The sequence below is a fragment of the Shewanella sp. genome (genome assembly GCF_041630135.1).
Taxonomy (GTDB): Bacteria; Pseudomonadota; Gammaproteobacteria; order Enterobacterales; family Shewanellaceae; genus Shewanella.
In genome coordinates, this window is the sequence record NZ_JBFKLW010000008.1 from 70734 (window position 1) to 91009 (window position 20276).

Sequence of the window (20276 nt, forward strand, 5' to 3'; positions counted from 1 at the left end):
CACCTCACAAAATATGAGAAAAAGTATAGACCACATTTGGAGAGGCAAATCCTAAAAAACACAATGGCATACGAAGTCTAACGTTCGGCCGCCGCCCTAATGCAAAGGCATTATTGCCGCAAGGAAAGCCGGATGACCTCACCCTCTTTACTGGCCTGTAGCTGGGTGAGCATCCGCTGGTAATGATGCAGCCAGAAGGGGTGGTCGGTCAGAGTTAACGCCTGCTGCAGTTGCCCGGCGGCTGCGGTGTTTTTCCCAAGCGACGCCTGAATGGTGGCAAGTTCAAACTTGAGGCTGTGGTTCGTCGGCAAAGCGGCGGCGGCCTCGGTCAGCACGGCTATTGCCTTTTGTGGGGCGTCCGGCAAGGAGGCTTTGGCGAGTGCCGTGAGCGCGCCTTCCGCCGAGACCTCAAAGCCATACACATCCCTGGACAAATGCTGATAATAAGCAAGGATTGCCGCCACGCCCTGCTGACTGATGGCGCTGTCGGCAGTGAGTGGCTTATGCACATCGTCGAACACAAACTCGATGCCGTGGGCTATGCCCAGCACCGGCTGAGTCATGTAATAAGTGCCGTCGAGCCTGAGGCTTTGCCATTTAAGGCTTTCTGGCGCATAGGCCTTGAGTACGGCCTCAAACCCGGCAAAGGCTTCCAGCTCGCCACTCTCGAAATCACTGTCACTGGTGGATATTTGCAAAAATCGGGTCTTGCCGGCGAGGGATTTATCCAGGCTTTGCAGCCGGCTTTTCGCCTGTGACAACACCTTGGCAAAGTCGTCACTCAGCACCGGGCTGATGGCGATATAAGCGTTGAACAGCGCCGGCCGATGCAGCAGCGAGTGCAGCACCAGGCCGCCATTGCCGGTAAAACCGCTGACAATCTTAAAGCCACTGCTGGGGTATTTGGCCGAAGCCGCGGGCAACAGTGAGTTTTCAACGAAATCCAGCAGAGCTTCATCACCGGTTTCAATGGCTGCTGATTTAAGCAGGCCCAGACCTTGATGGCCATTGGGCGGGGTGATCACTATGGTTTCGACCCAGGGCCAGCCGCCATTGTGGCTCATCCAGTCCTGCATTCCTGCCAGCAGTGGCTGTGCGCGGGGATGCCAGTCGAGCAACAGCACGTATTTCTGGGCTTTATCTTCGCCATAGTTTGCAGGCAGGGTGATGGTGAAGGTGGCGGGCTCGTCCCCCAGCAGTGGCGAGCGAACCTCAAGCGACTCTGACGATGGGCCTTCTGCCGCCTGAACCTGCGGCGACAAAGCACAAACACTCAGCAAGCTGCCAAGTAATAAGGTGATGATTCTTCTCATTGAATTTCCTGTATTGGCGTTTTTTTATCCTTATCGGCGTTCAAGCTAAAGTAGCAGTCAGGGCATCGCAAGTAAAAAGTCTGCAACCGGGGCGGTGCCACGCCGAATTCAGCCGATCAACTGACCGATTTATCTGGCAAAGGGGCACAATTCACTTTAGGATCTGCCTGCATCTTGGGCACTGTCTTTTGGCAGCAGTTAGTGGAGTATTAAAAACATGGGTATCAGAGCCATAATCGTAGACACCGCCGGCACCACCACGGATCTCAACTTTATTCAGGAAACCCTGTTCCCCTACTCTGCAAAAGTCATGGCCGAGTTTCTCAACGAGCAGCAGCACAATCCTTTGGTGGACTACTGCATGAGCGATGTACGCGATATCGCGCTGGAACCTGATGCCGATGTGGCTCGTGTGGCCGAAATTCTGGTGCAGTGGATTGGCGAAGACCGCAAAGTCACACCACTGAAAACCCTGCAGGGCCTGATATGGAAACAAGGTTATGGCAAGGGTGAATTCAAAGGCCACATTTACCCTGACTTTATTGAAGCGATAAAGCGCTATCGCAGCCTGGGACTTCGGGTATACAGCTTTTCATCCGGCTCCGTAGATGCCCAAAAACTATTGTTTGGTCACAGTGATGGCGGCGACCTGACCGAACTGTTCAACGGCCACTTCGATACCCGCACCGGCAACAAGCTTGATAAGCAGGCGTACAGCAACATAGTTAACACCATCAGCCTTACGCCAAGGCAAATCCTGTTCGTATCCGATCTGGTGGATGAGCTAAAAGCCGCCGAGGCTGCTGGCATGATCACCACACAAATGGTGCGCGACAGCGCCATTCGCACCGGTAAATACCGAATCATCCAGAGCTTTGATGAGCTGAACTTCGACTGAACCATTCGCGGTGTCTGTCACTTTTGCTCTGTATTCGCCCCGTCTCGCGGGGCGTTTTGGTTTTTGCTTGAGCCAGTTCAAAGTGACTGCTAAGCTCGAACGGTTATTAAACGGACGTTTGAATCATGCAAAACTATTCTGATAAGCATCCTCACATCAGCCATATCCCTGTTGCCTGGGGTGAAATGGATGCCCTGCAACATGTCAACAACGTGGCCTATTTCCGCTACTTTGAGACAGCTCGCATCGACTTTTTCAACCGTTACTTTCCGCTGGACAAGATGTATCGCCAGGGGCTTGGTCCAGTTATCAGTGAAAATAAGGCCAGATATAAGCGGCCGGTGACTTACCCCGATACCCTGCAAGTGGGTGTTTGGGTATCAGATGTTCACTCCGACCGTTTTACCCTGCACTATGAGGTGTTCAGCGAAGCCCAACAGGCCATCACTACCAGCGGCAGTTCTGTCGCGGTGATGTTCGACTTCAAATTAGCACGCAAAGCCGATATGCCCTCAGAAATGCTGGTTTTACTAAAAAATCTTCAGCAAAGCGAACCTGACTGACTTGTGATTGTCTCATCGATGATTACACTTGGATTATTGCCACCCAGATGGCATGAGAATAACGACAACACTATTTATTGGCAGCGCAAATGAAATCCAAATTGTCCCATGTCATCGGCAGTTTTATGCTACTTGGCCTGATGGCCTTACCCAGCGCCTTTGGCGCCAGCAAATCTGAGACCAACAAGCAGGAGCTTGCCTCCTACAGTGCCATGTTGGTTGACACCAAAACCAACGAAGTACTTTATGCCTCCAACCCAGATGCGGTGATGCCAATCGCCTCCGTATCTAAACTCCTGACCGCCATGGTCATCCTGGATGCCGGCCTGCCACTCAAGGAAAAAATTGAAGTCATCGTGGATGAAAACCCGGACATGCGAAATGTGGTTTCCCGAATCCGCCTTGGTAGTGTCTTAAGCCGCAAAGACGCGCTGTTACTTACTCTGATGTCCTCGGAAAACCGTGCTGCCACCACTCTGGCCCATCATTATCCCGGTGGCTACAAGGCTTTTATCAAAGCCATGAATGCGAAAGCCAAGGCGCTGGGAATGCACAACAGCCACTTTGCTGAACCCACCGGCCTGTCAGTCAAAAACGTGTCCACAGCCGCCGACCTGGTAAAATTATTACAGGCAGCTCGAGCTTATCCTTTATTGGGAGAGCTTTCATCCACACCCAGTAAATCAGTCACCTTTGGCAAACCCAAGTATAGTTTGGCATTTTACAATACCAACCGGCTGGTAAATAAAGACAATTGGGACATTCGCCTCACCAAAACAGGCTACACAGATGCAGCCGGACACTGTTTGGTCATGTTGACCAAAATGGCCAAAAGGGATGTTGCATTTGTCGTTTTAGATTCGTTCGGTAAGCAGACTCATCTTGGAGACGCCAGCAGACTGAAAAGTTGGCTTGAGACAGGAAAAGTCAGTAAAGTCCCTGCTTCAGCAAAAACGTACAAAGAGCAAAGAGTCAGGGAAAGGAAAGGAGACAGTAAAGTATAACCATGGATGACATTATTCACGACCAGCAACAACAAGCCTTCAGGCTTAGCTATCACGGCGCTGAAGCGCGGCTTGAGTATTATCGCAGCGGGGATTCAATAGATTTCCGCCGAACCTTTGTCCCCCCCGAATTAAGGGGGCAGGGGTTGGCTGAACGTTTGGTACGACACGGCTTGGACTGGTCAAAACAGCAGGGGCTCGACATCAGTGCCAGCTGCTGGTACGTTCAAAAATTCCTTTAATCCAATTTGTTAAGGATGCAAAATGCCTATCCATCTGGTTGCCGCCGACGAATTCCAGACCAGCACCTGGTCAGGGGGCACCAGTACCCAACTGTGGATTTACCCCAAAAGCAGCACTCTCGCCGCCCGAGATTTTGACTTCCGACTGAGCAGTGCAAAGGTGGAAACATCAGGACCGTTCAGCGATTTCAGTGGTTACGACCGATTGCTGATAGTATTGAATGGACAAATGTCTCTCACCATTGATGGCGTAAAAAGTGCAGCTCAGTTGGGCTCCTCAGCTGCACCCTTCGCCTTTAATGGTGCCAGCCAGATACATGCGGAACTCGACAGCCCATCGGTAGAAGACTTCAATCTGTTTGTCCCCTCCGGGGTCAGCAAAACAGCGTGCAGACTCATGCTTAACTCGCAGCAACGTTGGAACCAACCCCTTCAACCACAGACACTGGTGTATGGCATCTATTTACGCCAGGGCTCCCTGATGGTCGCCGATAACCAGATGAACGCTGAGAATCCGCTTATTATCTCATCCAAGCCACTGAACATACTGACTTCAAGCCCAAGCGATTTTATCGCCTTTAGCATTGGTCAACGGCACTCAGACTGATTAGTCTCAGCCATAACGACGGATTTGCCAGAACTTCTGCTTCCAGTAACTGTTATTGAGCGATGAAATCATCACCCCCTGACTGGTTGATGCATGTACAAACCTGTGGTCACCGAGCGACACCCCTACATGACGGGTACTCCAGCCAGTTTTGAAGAAGATAAGATCGCCGGGACGTTGATGGCCTGTGGCAACAGGAGCGCCATGTTCAAGCTGTTCTTCTACAGTGCGTGGCAACGACTTTGCCACAAGGTCACGATATACCAGCAGAGTGAAACCTGAACAGTCTATGCCTTTTTTACTCATACCTCCGAGGCGATATGGCACCCCTTCCCAATCGGCATACAGCCACAGCAGTCGCTCTATAGTAAAACTATCCTGCACGGCATCACTCACCGCCGTTTCAGGCGTCGCGGGGGTATCAGGCCGGGAGCCGCAGCCCACCAGCCACAAACTTAACCCCAGCAGTATCAACCGACTCAGCGATGTCATCCAAAATATTGGCATTATTTCTTGGGTCTGAAAGGCTTGATGACCGACTCATCACACTCAAGGTATGGGCCGTCCATTAAATCAATGCAGTAAGGAATGGCAGGAAAAACGGCGTCCAGACATTCACGAATTGATTTGGGCTTGCCTGGCAGATTTACAATCAGGGTGTCATCCCTGAGCCCCGCTGTTTGACGAGACAAAATAGCAGTAGGTACAAACTTGAGCGACTCGGCGCGCATCAACTCACCAAAGCCTGGCATCATCCGATGACATACAGCCTCGGTCGCTTCGGGAGTAACATCACGTTTTGCAGGGCCGGTTCCGCCGGTAGTCACGATAAGACAGCAATTTTCATTGTCAGCCAAATCAACAAGTGTCGCTTCAATTTGCGATTGCTCGTCAGGGATTAACCGGTAAACACTTTCCCATTCACTGGAAAGATAGGCTTTGAGTGTTTCAATAATCGCCTGACCCGACAGGTCTTCATAAATACCGGCGCTGGCGCGATCACTTACAGTAACAATTCCAATTCTGGCTTTGGCCATGGGTGCTTCCTTATGGCAAGACTGAGCCGCATCTGCGGCAACTTAATGGCTCTCTAAAATAACACAATCAAGGATTTGCCAAAGTGCTCCAAATCATAAAGCCCATAGGTTTAACTCGGCTGCGGCACAATACCAATAGAAAGAATTCTTTCCGCCTGGCACTCGTTGTCAAACAGCATGCTTGCTCTGGCTCAGTGTTTGTTGAAGGATAACGAAGAAGCGATCCTGATTGGACGTTAAAAATTCCCATTGCAGATTACGCGCCGCAAGCTCCATTTCTTTGGCAACCTGTGCCAAAGGATTCATACACAGGTTACTGGCTGCCCCCTTGATAGAATGTGCTGCGTTGCGCAACGCAGCGAAATCCCTTTTCGTCATGGCCGCTTCAAAGGTTTCACGATATTGCGTCATTTCTTCAATAAACACACTGACTATGTCGTTCAGCAGCTGCTCATCCCCCGACATAAGTTGTAAAGCCTTGTCACGATCAAACAGTTTGGCCGTTGAAACAATGTCCCCTTCGGCGCTTAACTGTAATGGCATAGTCGCAGTGTTAAGATAGCGCTGCAACATTTCACTTAATGCATGTATTTCCAACGGCTTTGACAGATAGTCACTCATACCTGCTTCTAAACACTGCTCTTTATCGCCTTTCATCGCGTTAGCTGTCATGGCAATAATGGGAATATCTTTGCAATGCTCACCAGCCTCTCCCAAACGAATAGCCACTGTGGCTTGGTAACCATCCATTTCCGGCATCAGACAATCCATAAGAATGATGTCGTAGTGTTGGTGCTGTAAAGCCGACAAAGCTTCCAGGCCGTTGGCGGCAATATCCACATGCTGCAGCCCCAAATTATTGAGCATCCCCATGGCGACCATTTGGTTAACTTTATTGTCCTCAACCAACAGGATTGTTGCCTTCCCCTCAAAGTGATGCTTATGGTCATCAGATTGAGTTTCAACCAAATTTGCCTTTCCACTCAACAGACTCATCAAGTTCAGCGTCTGTGGCGGGCGACAAATAAAATGACAGGGCAGCTCCATGTTTGATGATAAGTTTAACTGCTGCTGGTGTGAGATTATGGCCAGTACGTTAGGGTGCTGTTTAGCAGCCGACGCAAGCCATGTCAGTTCATCGTCTATCGCGCTGATATGCTGGGGTACAGAATATATAAGCCAATCACTATTTTGTTGGCTTAAGCCATTTTCCACACCCTCCCGCCCATTAAGGGTCGTCAGCGACAATGCCCAACTATTAAAAAGCTCGATCAACATCTGCTCAGCCGCCCCCAACTCCCCGGCCATCAATATATGTCGGCAGGGCAGACGTGGTGGCCAATCCTGATAAGCTTCATTGGGATCCGGCTTTAGTCTGATGTGAAATTTAAACGTACTGCCGGCATCCAATGCACTGATGACTTTGATATTACCGTCCATCAATTCACATAATCGCCTGGCAATAGAAAGCCCAAGTCCTGTGCCACCAAAGTGACGGGTTGTCGATGAATCAGCTTGGGTAAAAGGCGTAAAGAGCTGGTCTTGCTTGTCGATGGCGATCCCTATCCCGGTATCTTCAATGCTGACATACAGGCTTAAGCCATTGTGTGCCTCTCTGAGGGTTCTTACCCGAACAGCAATCCAGCCAATTTCCGTGAACTTGATGGCATTACCCACCAAATTGACTAAAACCTGCCGTAGCCTACTCGGATCTCCCAGCACCCAGCGTACGTGCACACCCGAAACATCCAAAAGCAATTTGAGACCTTTCTCTTCGGCCCGCAATGCCTGAGCTTGAACAAATTCGTCCAGTAATTTAATGAGGTCAAAGGGAATTTCTTCAATTTCAAACTTACCGGATTCAATTTTTGAAAAATCGAGAATGTCATTCAGCAAGGTCAGTAACGACTCTGCGCTTGAAGAAGCCACAGACACATAGTGTCGCTGCTGAGAAGACAGTTCTGTTCGCCCAAGTAAAGATAAAATACCGATGACACCATTCATCGGCGTACGGATTTCGTGGCTCATGCAGGCGAGGAAATCTGCCTTTGAACGGGATGCAGCTTCCGCCTTTTCCCTTGCTTCCATCAAAGCCCAGTTATTAAACTCCAGCTCCTGCGCGTACTTTTCGATTTTTCGCTCATTTGCTTTTACGCGGCTCAGGTCCTCAACACAGGCAAAGAAACCAACCACATGATTTTTAGAATTAAAATCTGGGACATACGTAGCCTGAAAATATCGGATATCGTCCACACCTTGCTCTATCTCAGACTCAAAAACCTGCTGATTCCCGGCTAATGCCCGCTCCTGATAGGGCCTGACCAATTCCTCAACATCGGCCGGCAGCACATCGGCGACCAAGTGCCCAAGCACTTCTTCTGACGATTTATCAAGCCATTGCAGGTAGCGCTTATTGATAAATCGATAACAACGAGCAGCATCGACATAAGCAAGCTGCACAGGGATCACATTGGTCACGGCATCAATATAGCGTCGGGAGTCTTCAAGTTCTTTGGCCTGAGTGTTCCTCTGGTGAATCGACTCATTATAGCTATCCACCAAAAGACCAAACTCATCATCGGATTTGTGCACGATTTCCTGATGATGGTCGGCACTTATCTGCTTTCTAATACTACTTATCGGCCCAAGTACAACTCTTTGTTGTACCAGAGTATTTATACCCAGCAGCAACAAAAAGCCCAGACTCTGAATAACGACTAACTTTATTAAATCGGCTCGAACCTCAACCTCCAGAGGTTCCGTGTTGTATGCCACATACAGCACATAAGGGCGTAAACGCTGAATTTCGGGCGAGATAAGATATAAACGCGCACTTTGGTGGAAAATTTTATCGATGAGCTGCGGTTCTGCGGTCGGAGTTTGCTTAAGCGTATCTCCGATTAGCCGCCTTATATTCTCACCATAAATGTCAGCAACAGAACGACCTATATACTCCGCGTGATTATCGGCAACAATCTGCTCGCCGCTGATCAAACTCATACGGGTTATCGACTCTTTAGTCGACAGAGCCAGTACAACCCGTTGCAAGTCTGTGCGACTTGCTCGCGTTTCAAGTGCCAGGTTTAAGCTGTTGAGCAAGTCGGTCATTTCGTGCTGAGCTTGCTCCTGAATACGCCGCTGACCATCCTCCCGATAGTAAAGTGCCACCAATAAGCAGACGACTATGGCCATAAAAGCCGTAGCCAGGTTCAACTTATAGCCAATACTCTTTCGGACTTTCTCGGTAAAACCAGCCATTACCTTTCCCCTGGCAGGTTAAACATGCCAATGACATGACTGCAGTTTCCCTCCAGAGCATTGATATGTTTAAGAGTGCTGCACACAGAACGCGCCATGTTCTCGAGTTGTGCCTTATCGGCAAAAAGAGACTCCTGATCTGCGGCGGTGAGAAGATACAGATCATTAATGGCTTCGATAAAGTCTTCCGGCGGTATCCCTTCACGCCGCGCCATTATTGCTACTGATTCATCGGGGTTCGTTTGAAAATAATCTAATGACTTTTGCCAAGCCACTCTCAACTTGGGGACCAGATCGGGATGCGCTTTAACAACATCAGCTGACAAAGAAAGCGTATCAAGAATTTCACCGGGTATTTCCCGGGTTGTAAACACAACATGATTATTATCGCTTTTCAAAGACATCAGCGAGTAAGGGGGATATGTCACCATGGCATCTATTTCTCCGGATGCTAACTGGCGGGCACCATCTCCCTGTTCAACATTTAACACCGTCACATCATCGAGCAACATACCTCGGGCAGCCAACGCACGGGACAAAATATAAATCCCCAGTGAACTGACCTCACAACCTATGGTTTTTCCCTTAAGAGAAGGTAAGTCCGCAAACTCTTTTCGGGTAACAATAACATCTCCACCGTTAGAATAATCAGCCGCCAACACCACCTTGATTGGCTTCCCACCAAAGGCTTCCACCTGCACCGCTTCTATCATGGTACTGGTAAAACCTGCGACCCTTTCCGACAGGTAAGCCCTTTGAGCGTCGGAAAGTGTTGCTACCTGAACCAACTCAATATTAAGCCCCTGTTCTCGTAAGTAGCCCTTTTGCTCAGCAAGATAAAGTATTTCATAACCCGGCCAGGGATTGATGGCCACGATAATTTTTTCTCGGGGGGAGGGCTCACAACCCAGTAAGAATCCGGCGATCAGCAGCAGGTATAGCAGTCTCATGTTCAACCTTCCTGTTGTCGCTGTTGGTCAGTATGTTTTGGCTTATTAATGACAGTGGCTTCAGCTCTGCAACACACGACCCTGTTTCGTCCCTGAGATTTAGCACGATAGACACCATCATCCGCCATGACCAACAAATGGGAAAAATCGGCATTAAACGGGCTGGCCTCCACCAATCCGAAACTGCCTGTCACTTTTAAACCTTCAGGCTGCATGGACTCAAGCAAACCACGAAGGTTTTCCATTTTTTGAGCCGCTATATCCAATCCACAATCGAGCAGAATGACAAACTCTTCACCACCCAGCCTGGCTACCACATCTTCCTTACGGATATTGGCATTAAGCAATTTGGCAATAGCGATAAGCACCTTGTCGCCGGTCAGGTGACCATGGTTATCGTTAATTTTTTTGAAATGGTCGATATCTAAGAGTACTACCGTCATAGGTGTCCGATGACGTACCACCCTGGCCAAACGCTGGCTGGCAGTTTCCACCAGAAAGTGACGATTATAAAGCCCGGTCAACTGATCGTGCAGCGCCATAAACTGCAAGCGATCACGCTGTTGTTTTAATTGAATATGAGCAGAAACCCGAGCGCGAACTATAGCTGGCCTTATCGGCTTGGTTATGTAATCAACCGCACCTAACTGCAGCCCACGCTGTTCATCTTCATCAGTATCCCGACCAGTAACGAAAATGATGGGTATTTCTGCCGTCATTGGATCTGACTTCAGTGCCTTGCACACCTGATAGCCATCGAGATCGGGCATAACCACATCCAGCAGGATAAGGTCTGGTTGGGGCTCACTTCGGGCAAGTTTGAGGCACTGGGCACCACTGGTGGCCTCACGGACATTGTAGAGCCCCTTCAGACACTGCCCAATAACCAGTAGGTTCGTCCTTACATCATCCACAATAAGAACGGTAAAAGGTTCCATCATCTTGGCTGCCCACTCCCGGCTCAAACCCGAAATCCTTCCTGTCTGGAAAAGTGTAGCAGCCCAAAAAAAGGGCGATGGAAAAAGCCCTTATTTTCTTAAGAAAAATAGTCCGAAAGGCTCGCTTTTCGAGGCGAATTACACGGCTTCTCCGGCGGCGTGCCCAGAGCTCCATGCCCACTGGAAATTGTAACCACCGAGCCAACCGGTTACATCCACCACCTCACCGATGAAGTACAGCCCGGGGCAGGCCTTGGCCTCCATGGTCTTGGAAGACAGCGCATCTGTATCCACCCCGCCCAGAGTTACTTCGGCGGTGCGATACCCCTCTGTGCCACCGGGAGCAATTTGCCAACTGGCAAAATAGCTGGCCAAGGCATCGATTTCGCCTTTGCCCAGTTGGTTCAGGGTTTTGTCGGGCAGTTCGCCAATTTCCACTAATCGCTCCACAAAACGCTTGGGCAACAAGCGTGATAGTGCGTTCTTTATTGACAATTTAGGTGATTCAGCATTGATTGTTTTGTGCCAATCAACAAAATCGATGCCTGGCAACAAATCGAAGCTCACGGTTTCTCCGGGACGCCAGAAGGAAGAGATCTGCAACACCGCTGGGCCTGACAGGCCTCTGTGGGTAAACAGCAGCGCCTCCGAGAATGACTGGCCACAGGCGGCCGTTACCGTCACCGGCAAGCTGATACCGGCAAGACACTCGAACTTGGCCTTGTCCTGTGGCTGCAAAGTAAAGGGCACCAGTCCGGCGCTGGTCGGCAGTACAGGAAGGCCAAACTGCTGCGCAACTTTAAAACCGAAAGGCGTGGCGCCAAGCTTGGGCATCGACAAACCACCGGTGGCAATGACCAGTGAATCACAGCGATAGTCGCCTTCGCTGGTGTGCAGCAAAAAGCCGCTGTCGTCTTTGCTGATTGCGAGGATTTCGGTACGCAGCTGAATTTTCACCCCAGCCCAGTCGCATTCGGTGGCAAGCATTTCAACTATGTCTTTGGCCGACTCATCGCAGAACAGTTGTCCGAGGGTCTTTTCGTGATAGGCGATGCCATGGCGCTCGACCATATCTATAAAATCCCACTGGGTGTAACGTGCCAGCGCAGACTTTACAAAATGGGGGTTGGCACAGAGATACGCCGAGGGCTGGGTCTGCAGGTTGGTAAAGTTACAACGGCCACCGCCGCTGATGAGAATTTTGCGCCCCAACTGCTTGGCATTGTCGAGCAGCAACACATCACGGCCACGGTAGCCCGCCGTCAGGGCACACATCAGCCCTGCCGCGCCCGCGCCAATAATGATGACCTGATGATGCTTACAATCCGACATCCGCCTGTTACTCCCGGACATAAAAAAAGGATGCCAATTCTAGCATCCTTTTTCCTGTTGCAGCGCGGCTTTTACTCAGCAGCTGTTTCAGATTTTTTCTCACGGGCAAGCAGCTCTTTGGCAGCATCCAGCGGTGATTTTCCCTGATACAGCACCCCATAGATTTGCTCGGTGATAGGCATTTCCACTCCGAGGCGTTTAGCCAGGGTGAACACCTCTTTGGTGTTGCGATAGCCTTCGACCACCTGACCGATTTCAGCCTGTGCCGTATTGACGTCACAGCCCTTACCCAGTGCCAAGCCAAAACGGCGATTGCGCGACTGGTTGTCGGTACAGGTCAGCACCAGGTCGCCAAGTCCGGCCATGCCCATAAAAGTGGCTTGCTGTGCGCCCAGGGCTTCACCGAGGCGGCTTAGTTCCACCAGGCCACGGGTGATAAGCGCAGTACGGGCATTGGCACCAAAGCCTATGCCGTCTGACATGCCGGCGCCAATGGCGATAACGTTCTTCACCGCACCGCCCAATTGCAGGCCGATAAAGTCGTCGTTGGCGTAAACCCGCAGCCGCTTGGGACTGTGGAGCAGCTCAACCAGATCGTCAGTAAAACTGGCATCCGTACCAGCAACCGAAATCGCCGTTGGCAAACCGGCTGCAAGCTCTTTTGCAAAGGTTGGGCCAGAAAGCACTGCCAACGGGAAGGCATCACCGAGTGCATCGCGGGCAACATCCTGCAGCAAACGACCGGTTTCAGGCTCAAGTCCCTTGGTCGCCCACACGATACGGGCATCGTTTCTGAGCATTGGCTTTGCTTTGACTAGTACCTCACCAAACACATGGCTTGGTACTACCACCAACACATTGCGCGAGGCCGAAAGAGCCTTGCCCAAATCGGCTTCGGTGATCAGGCAGTCCGGAAAAGCGATGCCGGGCAGAAAGGCTGAGTTGCAGCGCTCTTGCTCCAGGGTGGCGATATGCTCAGGATCGTGACCCCACAGCAGCGTTTTGTGTCCGTTACTGGCCAAAGAAATGGCAAGGGCGGTGCCATAAGAGCCCGCCCCCAGTACCGTAATATCGGCAGTGTCTTTCATTGGTGATTTTACGCGTTGGCTTCTTCAGTCTGCTCAGCCTGAGAGGCGGCAGCAGCACGCTGTTGCACGTACTGGGCAAACAGGGCATCGAAGTTAACAGGCGCCAGGTTCAGCTGTGGGAAAGTACCACGGCTCACCAGGCTGGCCACGGTTTCACGGGCATATGGGAACAGGATGTTAGGGCAGTAGGCACCCAGTGAATGGGCCAATTGTGGCTCTGTCAGACCACCGATGTGGAAAATACCAGCTTGCTGAACTTCACACAGGAAAGCAGTTTCTTCGCCATTTTTGGCAGTCACAGTCAAAGACAGAACCACTTCAAACACGTCATCAGCCAGCTTGGTGCTGCGGGTATCCAGATCCAATTTCACCTCTGGGTTCCATTCTTTTTGGAATACCGCTGGGCTGTTGGGGGTCTCGAAAGATACGTCCTTGGTGTAAACGCGTTGAATGTTGAACTGTGGGGCTTGTTGTTCGTTATTTGCTACTTCAGCCATAATTTCCTACCTATCAATATGTTGAGTCGGCTTTTACATAGAAGCCTTTCTTAAGGGCTGGGCTTTTGAGGCCGCAATGGATCTCAGTACCGTCCCGGTTCAGATCTTGCCAGCTAAAAAAACTTCAAAAGCCCTTTGCCGACCTATGGTTCAGGGTGCTGCGGACCCAATTTCATGTGGCTTACACTGCAGTATTCTTCACATGAAAGCAACATCCGCCGCTGACCTCAGCGTTTTTTCTGCACAGGCAAGTTGGCAGCCTGCCAATCGCCCATTCCGCCCTTGAGGCTAAAGACTTGTTCAAAGCCCTGAGCAACCAGTAACTGCGCTGCCTGAGCTGAAGTCATGCCAGCGTTACACACCAATATAATGGGGGTGTTCTTGTTACTTTCAAGGGAAGAAATTTGATTATTTTTGATCTCAGACATGGTGATGTTCACGGCATCCACAATGTGACCTTTGCGGAACTCATCTTTTCCGCGAACGTCCACCACCTTGGCATTTTGCTTATTAACCAGCTGAACCAACTCCTGAGTGCCAATGTGTTTAACCTTGGAGGTCATGGATTTGATGGTAGTAACAACCAGTGCCAAAAACAGACCCAGCCAGGCGAGGCTGAGCATAGGGTTTGCCCTGAAAAACTCGATGTATTCTTGCATGATATTCCGTCGGTTTAGAGACCTGAAACTGTGTGGCCAGAGAGTATACCATCACAACAGCACAATGCAGCAAAAACGCCTTTCCCGCGGGCACAGGTCACCTTTTTACAGACAAATAGCATTCACAGCCGCAATCGGGGTAAATGCCTTTGTCCCCTGGGTGCTGACGTAGTAATATTTGAACAATTTCCGATTCCAACACTTCTTCCATTTATCAATCTTGAAGGTAAACCACGATGACAGCTAAACGTCCTCTGGCATTACTGATCCTCGACGGCTGGGGCTATCGCGAAGATCATGAGAGCAATGCCATCTTTCATGCCAACACCCCGGTTCTGGACAGACTCCATGCCACCTACCCCAACGGTCTTATCTCTGGTTCCGGCCACGACGTGGGTCTCCCCGATGGTCAGATGGGTAACTCCGAAGTGGGTCACATCAACCTGGGTTCCGGCCGTATCGTTTATCAGGAACTGACCCGCATCAGCAAAGCCATCGAAGATGGTGAATTCGATACCAACCCGGCCCTGTGCCAAGCGGTGGATGCTGCAGTTGCCGCCAATGGCGCCGTGCACATCATGGGTCTGCTGTCGCCCGGTGGCGTACACAGCCACGAAGAGCATCTGGAAGCGATGGTGCGTCTAGCCGCCAAGCGCGGTGCCACCAAGGTGTACCTGCATGCCTTCCTCGATGGCCGTGACACCCCGCCACGCAGCGCCAAATCTAGTCTGGAGCACTTTACCGAGCTGTTTGCCTCGCTAAATGTGGGTCGTATCGCCTCGGTCGTTGGCCGCTACTTCGCCATGGACCGCGACAACCGCTGGGATCGCGTAGTACAGGCCTATGACCTTATTACCCAGGGCAAAGGCAAGCACACTGCCAGCAACGCAGTTGCCGCGCTGGAAGCGGCCTACAGCCGCGATGAAAACGACGAGTTTGTCGCTCCCACTGCCATTGTGGATGCCGATGGCCACAGCGTCAGCCTCAATGACGGCGACGCATTAATTTTTATGAACTTCCGCGCCGACCGTGCCCGTCAGATCAGCCGCAGCTTTACTGACCCATCCTTCGATGGATTCGAGCGAGACGTAACACCGAAAACCCATTTCGTGATGCTGACCGAATACGCCGGTGATATTCAGGGTGCCATTGCCTTCCCGTCAGAAGATCTAATCAACACCCTGGGCGAAGTGCTGCAAAACCGTGGTCTGACTCAACTGCGTATTTCCGAAACCGAAAAATACGCCCACGTCACCTTCTTCTTCAATGGCGGTAAAGAGCAGCCATTCGAAGGCGAAGGCCGCATCCTGATCAACTCACCCAAGGTTGCCACCTATGATCTGCAGCCGGAGATGAGCTCTACAGAGTTGACGGATAAATTGGTGGAAGCGATTGAATCTGCTAAGTATGATGTCATCATCTGTAACTACCCCAATGGGGACATGGTGGGTCATACCGGCAATTTCGATGCCGCCGTTAAGGCCTGTGAAGCCGTTGATGCCTGTCTTGGTCGCGTGGTAGACGCCTTGGATAAAGTAGGTGGCGAGTGCATTATCACCGCCGACCACGGTAACGCCGAGCAGATGCGCGACCCGAGCACAGGCCAGGCGCACACGGCGCATACCAGCGAACTGGTACCCTTCATTTTTGTTGGCCGCAACGCCAGCATCGCTGAAGGTGGCCGCCTGAGCGACGTCGCCCCCACCATGCTCAGCCTCATGGGACAGGACATTCCGGCAGAAATGACCGGACGTGTACTCATCACCACTGAAGAGTAAGCCATTTGTCACAGCGTATTCTGTGGAAAGCCGGCACTATCGCTGGCTTTCTTTTGCTCTCCCTGCCGCTCCAGGCCGATGATCTGGCGCGGCGTCAGGCCGAGCTTAAAACGCTGCAAAGCCAAATTGCCAAACAGCAGAATGCGCTGAAAGATACCAGCAAGCAGCGGGAGCAATTGCAAACACTGCTGCGCAAAGATGAAGAAGCCATAGCGGCGACCGCCAAGGCCATCACTCAAACCCGTGGAAAACTAAAAACTGTGGATGGCAAGCTTGAAGGCCTGAGAGTGCGCAGCAAAGAGCTCAACGCCCTCAAAACCACGCAGCAACAAAGCCTGTCAAAACAGCTCGCCAGCGCCTATCTTGCCGGCAACCACGACTACACCAAGATGCTGCTCAGCCAGCAAAATCCCGCTACCATTGAACGGATGCTGGCCTACTATCAATTCCTCAATAACGCCCGCATCAAAGCCATTAACGAGCTCAAAAACACCATGAATGAGCTCAGACAAAACCATGCCGACCAGCTCGATGAGCAGGAAAAACTGACACAACTTGCTGCCGCGCAGCAGCAACAGGCAAAGCGCCTCGAGAATGAGCAATCCCAGCGTCAGGCAACACTGAAAGAACTGCAAAAAAACTTATCGTCCCGTGGCGCGGAACTTGAGCAGCTGCAAATCGAAGAGGCCAGCATCAAGCGAGTGCTGGAGCAGGTGGCCAAATCCACCAAGTCCAGTGGCAAGCTCAGTGGGCTTGCAAGCGAGAAAGGTAAACTCCGCTGGCCCACCAAGGGGCATCTCACCGAGTCTTTTGGCGGCGCCCGCTCAGGGCAGATCAAATGGAAAGGCGTGCTGCTGTCGGCGCCGGAAGGCCAGGACATTAAAGCGATTTCCGACGGAAAAGTGATTTATGCCGACTGGCTCAAAGGCTTCGGCATGGTGCTGGTTCTGGATCATGGTAACGGCTACATGAGCCTATATGGCCATGCCCAGGCGTTACTCAAAGGCCCCGGTGATAGTGTCAGCAGTGGCGACACGATTGCACTGGTTGGACGTTCAGGTGGACAGACACAGCCTGGCCTATACTTTGAAATAAGGCACAAGGGGCAAGCCGTCGACCCGGCAAACTACTGCAGACGCTGACGCAATGGCCCCGCACAGCAGGGGGCCTTTATGTCGCAGTTCATCCGCTATCTCGGGGCCATGTTACTCGGCCTGACACTCGGCCTCTCGGTCAGCCTGTCCGGGCAAGAGAACGCCAAGCCTATCCTTAACCAATATGACTACCCTTTGCTGGTAGACATAATGGACACCATTGAAACCTACTACGTAAATCAGATAAGCAGGGATGAACTGATCGAAGGCGCCATAGAGGGTATGTTCAAAAAGCTCGACCCTTACTCGGGCTACCTCACCCATCAGGATCTTATCAATATCCGCGATGCCAATAAGGGAGAATACTTCGGTTATGGCTTTGAAATTGCGTCAGATAACGAATTGATCCGCATTATTTCGCCTTTCGAAGACTCACCTGCAGCCAGAGCAGGTATATTAGCCGGAGACCAGATAATCGCAGTGAACAAGCATCAGGTGGCGGAAATGGCACTGAATGATGTCTTGGCTGAAATCCGTTATCACAGTGTGCATGACCTGCCGCTCACTCTCACACTGAAACACACCGACCAACAGAGTTATCAGGTCACACTCAAGCCTGACACTATTTCTGTGGCATCTGTACAGGGCAAATGGCTCGAAGGCGACATAGCTTACATTCGCCTCACCAGCTTTCAGGACAGCACCTACCATGAGCTGATAAACCAGATAACTCAGTGGCAAAACCCGGCAAAAGGATTGATTCTGGATTTGCGTAATAACCCCGGAGGGCTGCTCGACCAGGCCATCCGGATTGCAGACCTGTTTCTGGCCAAGGGACGTATCGTGTCAACTTCAGGGCGGTTTTTTGATGCGAATTCAGACTACTTCGCGTCACCACAAACCCTGATGACCAACGTTCCGATTCTGGTACTGATAAATAAGGGGTCGGCATCAGCTTCCGAAGTGCTGGCCGCTGCGTTGCAGGAAAATGGCCGTGCGCTGCTGATTGGGGAGACCAGTTTTGGAAAAGGCACGGTACAAAGCCTCATCCCCACCATACATATGGACAGCGCCATCAAGCTCACCATTGCCCACTACAACACTCCCAAGGGCAATAATATTCATGCAAAAGGCATAGAGCCCGATATCAAAATAGCCAGAAAAGCTGCTGTTAAAGATGTAATGGATATGTCTATAATCAATTCAGAACAAGCTGAACAACATAATGAAGATCTGCCTTTGGCTTCCGCCATTGCCTGGATCGAAAAACAAAAATAACTAACAAAAATATTACGTGCGCTATCTACTTGGTTTGCTGCTTGCAGCAGGGATATTTTCGGCCCATGGGGCCCAATTGGCGATCATCATTGACGATATAGGCTACCGTCAAACCGATGAGGCCGTCCTGTCACTACCTAAAGATGTTACCCTTTCAGTCATCCCCCAGAGCCCCCTCGGTGCATCTCTTGCTGGCAAGGCCCATATAAAGGGGCATGAGATTATGCTTCATATTCCCATGCAGGCACTAAATAGCTGGCCGCTTGGCAATGGCGGGCTCACCAGTGACATGAGTGAAGAAGAAATTAAGCGTAAAGTCGATGATGCCATAGTACGCATTCCCTTCGCCAAAGGTGCCAACAACCACATGGGCAGCCTGCTCACCCAAATGGACAACCATATGTCCTGGGTGATGGAGCGGCTGAAGCAGAATAACCTCTACTTTGTCGATAGTCTGACCACCCGTTACAGTAAAGCTGGCAGCAAGGCAGAACAGTTGGGGGTACCACTACTGAAACGGCACGTGTTTCTGGATAACGACACCAGCAAACGAGGATTGGAAAAGCAATTTAAAGTAATGATGGAGCAGGCACATCAGCAAGGCTTCGTCATTGCGATTGCTCACCCACACCCGGCAACAGTGAATTTTTTGAAGGCCAATCTGCATCGATTGGCCAAAGAAGGCATTAGCCTTGTGCCCACCTCACATTTGCTACCGTACAGGCTGGCACAGCAGCAAAGTTCTAGTCCAGGCGTAAGATTGAGATAGTAGCATCAGGCAGCAACGCACTCAGTTCATCCTTATTCGCAGCTATGTCGGCCAGGGAATATTTATCAAGAACGGCCAGATATGCAGATACGGCATCCGCAAGAATGCCCTTTAACTGACAAGCAGGAGTAAGTCGGCACACTGGCTTGGCACAATCTATTGGATCCAGAGAGTGTTCCAGCTCCCTTACCAAAGCTCCCAAATTAATAGCCTCTGCTGGCTTTGCTAATCGAAATCCACCGGCTTTACCACGCACTGTCTGTAAGTATCCGGCCTTACCAAGATGGTGCACAATTTTTGAAACATGATTAGGCGATAATTGGAATACTTCCGTAATTTCCGCGATGCGGAATAAGACGGTTCGCTCAGGCTGCACAGCCATATACATCAGGGTTCGGATCCCAAAATCCGTATAGCGGGTCAGTTGCATAAGCCCTTACCTACAGGTCAATTAGTTTGCTTCTCAAGTGAAGTGATAATCCACAAGGCCTCGTCATTACTGCTACCACATACATCATCGCTGGCCTTAAAGTCACTGCATACATCAGGACGTTCGGCATGACCGAAGATCAAACAAAGATTATCATCACTAAGTTGAATACAGCGCATACCCGCGGGTTTACCTTCAGGCATCCCCGGTATTGGACTACTGATAGAAGGCGCAATACAGCAAGCCCCACAGCCCAAACGACATTCCACTTTCCTATCTCCGATTATACCGCTGAACATTAAAATACTCTGATCCGAACCCCAATAGTGCCAACTGTCGCACGGTTTTTTCAGATTGAGCTTTGTAGAAACGCAAAAAGGCCACCCTGTTGGGTGGCCTTTTCACTTATTAGGCGCTTGGCAATGACCTACTCTCACATGGGGAGACCCCACACTACCATCGGCGCTGCTCCGTTTCACTACTGAGTTCGGAATGGGATCAGGTGGGACCAGAGCGCTATTGTCACCAAGCAAATTCATTA

The 20276-nt window shown here is 50.9% G+C and carries 21 protein-coding genes and 1 rRNA gene; 9 read left to right on the forward strand and 13 right to left on the reverse strand.

The window, feature by feature from the left end:
- Nucleotides 1–110: 110 nt before the first annotated feature.
- Nucleotides 111–1313 (reverse strand): alpha/beta hydrolase-fold protein, encoded by a 1203-nt coding sequence (locus ABYK60_RS03745; RefSeq protein ID WP_372870590.1) that lies wholly within the window; start codon nucleotides 1311–1313, stop codon nucleotides 111–113.
- A gap of 217 nt (nucleotides 1314–1530) precedes the next feature.
- On the opposite strand from ABYK60_RS03745, the gene mtnC reads away from it, so the two are divergent.
- The 5 genes from mtnC to ABYK60_RS03770 all read left to right on the forward strand — a co-directional run bounded on the left by mtnC (nucleotide 1531) and on the right by ABYK60_RS03770 (nucleotide 4627).
- Nucleotides 1531–2211 (forward strand): acireductone synthase, encoded by a 681-nt coding sequence (gene mtnC, locus ABYK60_RS03750; protein WP_372870591.1) that lies wholly within the window; start codon nucleotides 1531–1533, stop codon nucleotides 2209–2211.
- 125 nt (nucleotides 2212–2336) lie between these two features.
- Nucleotides 2337–2774 (forward strand): acyl-CoA thioesterase, encoded by a 438-nt coding sequence (locus tag ABYK60_RS03755; protein WP_372870592.1) that lies wholly within the window; start codon nucleotides 2337–2339, stop codon nucleotides 2772–2774.
- Between the two features lie 89 nt (nucleotides 2775–2863).
- Nucleotides 2864–3778, forward strand: coding sequence for a D-alanyl-D-alanine endopeptidase (gene pbpG, locus ABYK60_RS03760; protein WP_372870593.1), 915 nt, complete (start codon nucleotides 2864–2866; stop codon nucleotides 3776–3778).
- A 2-nt stretch (nucleotides 3779–3780) separates the two neighbouring features.
- Nucleotides 3781–4020 (forward strand): GNAT family N-acetyltransferase, encoded by a 240-nt coding sequence (locus ABYK60_RS03765; protein WP_372870594.1) that lies wholly within the window; start codon nucleotides 3781–3783, stop codon nucleotides 4018–4020.
- Nucleotides 4021–4042: 22 nt separating this feature from the next.
- Nucleotides 4043–4627 carry a HutD family protein gene (locus tag ABYK60_RS03770; protein ID WP_372870595.1) on the forward strand — a complete coding sequence of 195 codons (585 nt, stop codon included), beginning with the start codon at nucleotides 4043–4045 and terminating at the stop codon, nucleotides 4625–4627.
- A gap of 6 nt (nucleotides 4628–4633) precedes the next feature.
- Here ABYK60_RS03770 and ABYK60_RS03775 read toward each other — a convergent pair whose 3' ends face one another.
- From ABYK60_RS03775 to ABYK60_RS03815, 9 genes are all read right to left on the reverse strand, one after another.
- Nucleotides 4634–5134, reverse strand: coding sequence for an NlpC/P60 family protein (locus ABYK60_RS03775; protein ID WP_372870596.1), 501 nt, complete (start codon nucleotides 5132–5134; stop codon nucleotides 4634–4636).
- On the reverse strand, nucleotides 5134–5664 hold the full coding sequence (gene mog / locus ABYK60_RS03780) for a molybdopterin adenylyltransferase (RefSeq protein WP_372870597.1): 531 nt from the start codon (nucleotides 5662–5664) through the stop codon (nucleotides 5134–5136). Before mog ends, ABYK60_RS03775 begins: the two co-directional genes overlap by 1 nt.
- Nucleotides 5665–5832: 168 nt before the next feature.
- On the reverse strand, nucleotides 5833–8658 hold the full coding sequence (locus tag ABYK60_RS03785; protein ID WP_372870598.1) for an ATP-binding protein: 2826 nt from the start codon (nucleotides 8656–8658) through the stop codon (nucleotides 5833–5835).
- 263 nt (nucleotides 8659–8921) lie between these two features.
- A complete protein-coding gene (locus ABYK60_RS03790) occupies nucleotides 8922–9872 on the reverse strand; it encodes an ABC transporter substrate-binding protein (RefSeq protein WP_372870599.1) in 951 nt (316 codons plus the stop codon).
- A gap of 2 nt (nucleotides 9873–9874) precedes the next feature.
- Entirely contained in the window at nucleotides 9875–10837 is a 963-nt protein-coding gene (locus ABYK60_RS03795) for a diguanylate cyclase (protein WP_372870600.1), read from the reverse strand.
- Nucleotides 10838–10948: 111 nt separating this feature from the next.
- Nucleotides 10949–12142, reverse strand: a complete 1194-nt coding sequence (locus ABYK60_RS03800) for an NAD(P)/FAD-dependent oxidoreductase (RefSeq protein WP_372870601.1) — start codon at nucleotides 12140–12142, stop codon at nucleotides 10949–10951.
- A 71-nt stretch (nucleotides 12143–12213) separates the two neighbouring features.
- Nucleotides 12214–13230 carry an NAD(P)H-dependent glycerol-3-phosphate dehydrogenase gene (gene gpsA / locus ABYK60_RS03805; RefSeq protein ID WP_372870602.1) on the reverse strand — a complete coding sequence of 339 codons (1017 nt, stop codon included), beginning with the start codon at nucleotides 13228–13230 and terminating at the stop codon, nucleotides 12214–12216.
- A gap of 8 nt (nucleotides 13231–13238) precedes the next feature.
- Nucleotides 13239–13727, reverse strand: coding sequence for a protein-export chaperone SecB (gene secB, locus ABYK60_RS03810; protein ID WP_372870603.1), 489 nt, complete (start codon nucleotides 13725–13727; stop codon nucleotides 13239–13241).
- Between the two features lie 227 nt (nucleotides 13728–13954).
- Nucleotides 13955–14386 (reverse strand): rhodanese-like domain-containing protein, encoded by a 432-nt coding sequence (locus tag ABYK60_RS03815; RefSeq protein ID WP_372870604.1) that lies wholly within the window; start codon nucleotides 14384–14386, stop codon nucleotides 13955–13957.
- 236 nt (nucleotides 14387–14622) lie between these two features.
- On the opposite strand from ABYK60_RS03815, the gene gpmM reads away from it, so the two are divergent.
- The 4 genes from gpmM to ABYK60_RS03835 are packed head-to-tail and all read left to right on the forward strand — an operon-like array spanning nucleotide 14623 to nucleotide 19305.
- Nucleotides 14623–16164 carry a 2,3-bisphosphoglycerate-independent phosphoglycerate mutase gene (gpmM, locus tag ABYK60_RS03820; protein WP_372870605.1) on the forward strand — a complete coding sequence of 514 codons (1542 nt, stop codon included), beginning with the start codon at nucleotides 14623–14625 and terminating at the stop codon, nucleotides 16162–16164.
- 5 nt (nucleotides 16165–16169) lie between these two features.
- Nucleotides 16170–17306: a murein hydrolase activator EnvC gene (locus tag ABYK60_RS03825; RefSeq protein WP_372870606.1), complete on the forward strand. Its 1137-nt coding sequence runs from the start codon at nucleotides 16170–16172 to the stop codon at nucleotides 17304–17306.
- 30 nt (nucleotides 17307–17336) lie between these two features.
- Complete coding sequence (locus ABYK60_RS03830; RefSeq protein ID WP_372870607.1) at nucleotides 17337–18536, forward strand: S41 family peptidase; 1200 nt, start codon at nucleotides 17337–17339, stop codon at nucleotides 18534–18536.
- A 16-nt stretch (nucleotides 18537–18552) separates the two neighbouring features.
- Entirely contained in the window at nucleotides 18553–19305 is a 753-nt protein-coding gene (locus ABYK60_RS03835) for a divergent polysaccharide deacetylase family protein (RefSeq protein ID WP_372870608.1), read from the forward strand.
- Here ABYK60_RS03835 and ABYK60_RS03840 read toward each other — a convergent pair.
- From ABYK60_RS03840 to rrf, 3 genes are all read right to left on the reverse strand, one after another.
- Nucleotides 19280–19735 carry an Rrf2 family transcriptional regulator gene (locus ABYK60_RS03840; RefSeq protein WP_372870609.1) on the reverse strand — a complete coding sequence of 152 codons (456 nt, stop codon included), beginning with the start codon at nucleotides 19733–19735 and terminating at the stop codon, nucleotides 19280–19282. The genes ABYK60_RS03835 and ABYK60_RS03840 overlap by 26 nt on opposite strands.
- A gap of 17 nt (nucleotides 19736–19752) precedes the next feature.
- Nucleotides 19753–20004: a YkgJ family cysteine cluster protein gene (locus tag ABYK60_RS03845; RefSeq protein WP_372870613.1), complete on the reverse strand. Its 252-nt coding sequence runs from the start codon at nucleotides 20002–20004 to the stop codon at nucleotides 19753–19755.
- Between the two features lie 145 nt (nucleotides 20005–20149).
- Nucleotides 20150–20265: ribosomal RNA gene (gene rrf / locus ABYK60_RS03850) — 5S ribosomal RNA — on the reverse strand.
- Nucleotides 20266–20276 lie beyond the last annotated feature (11 nt).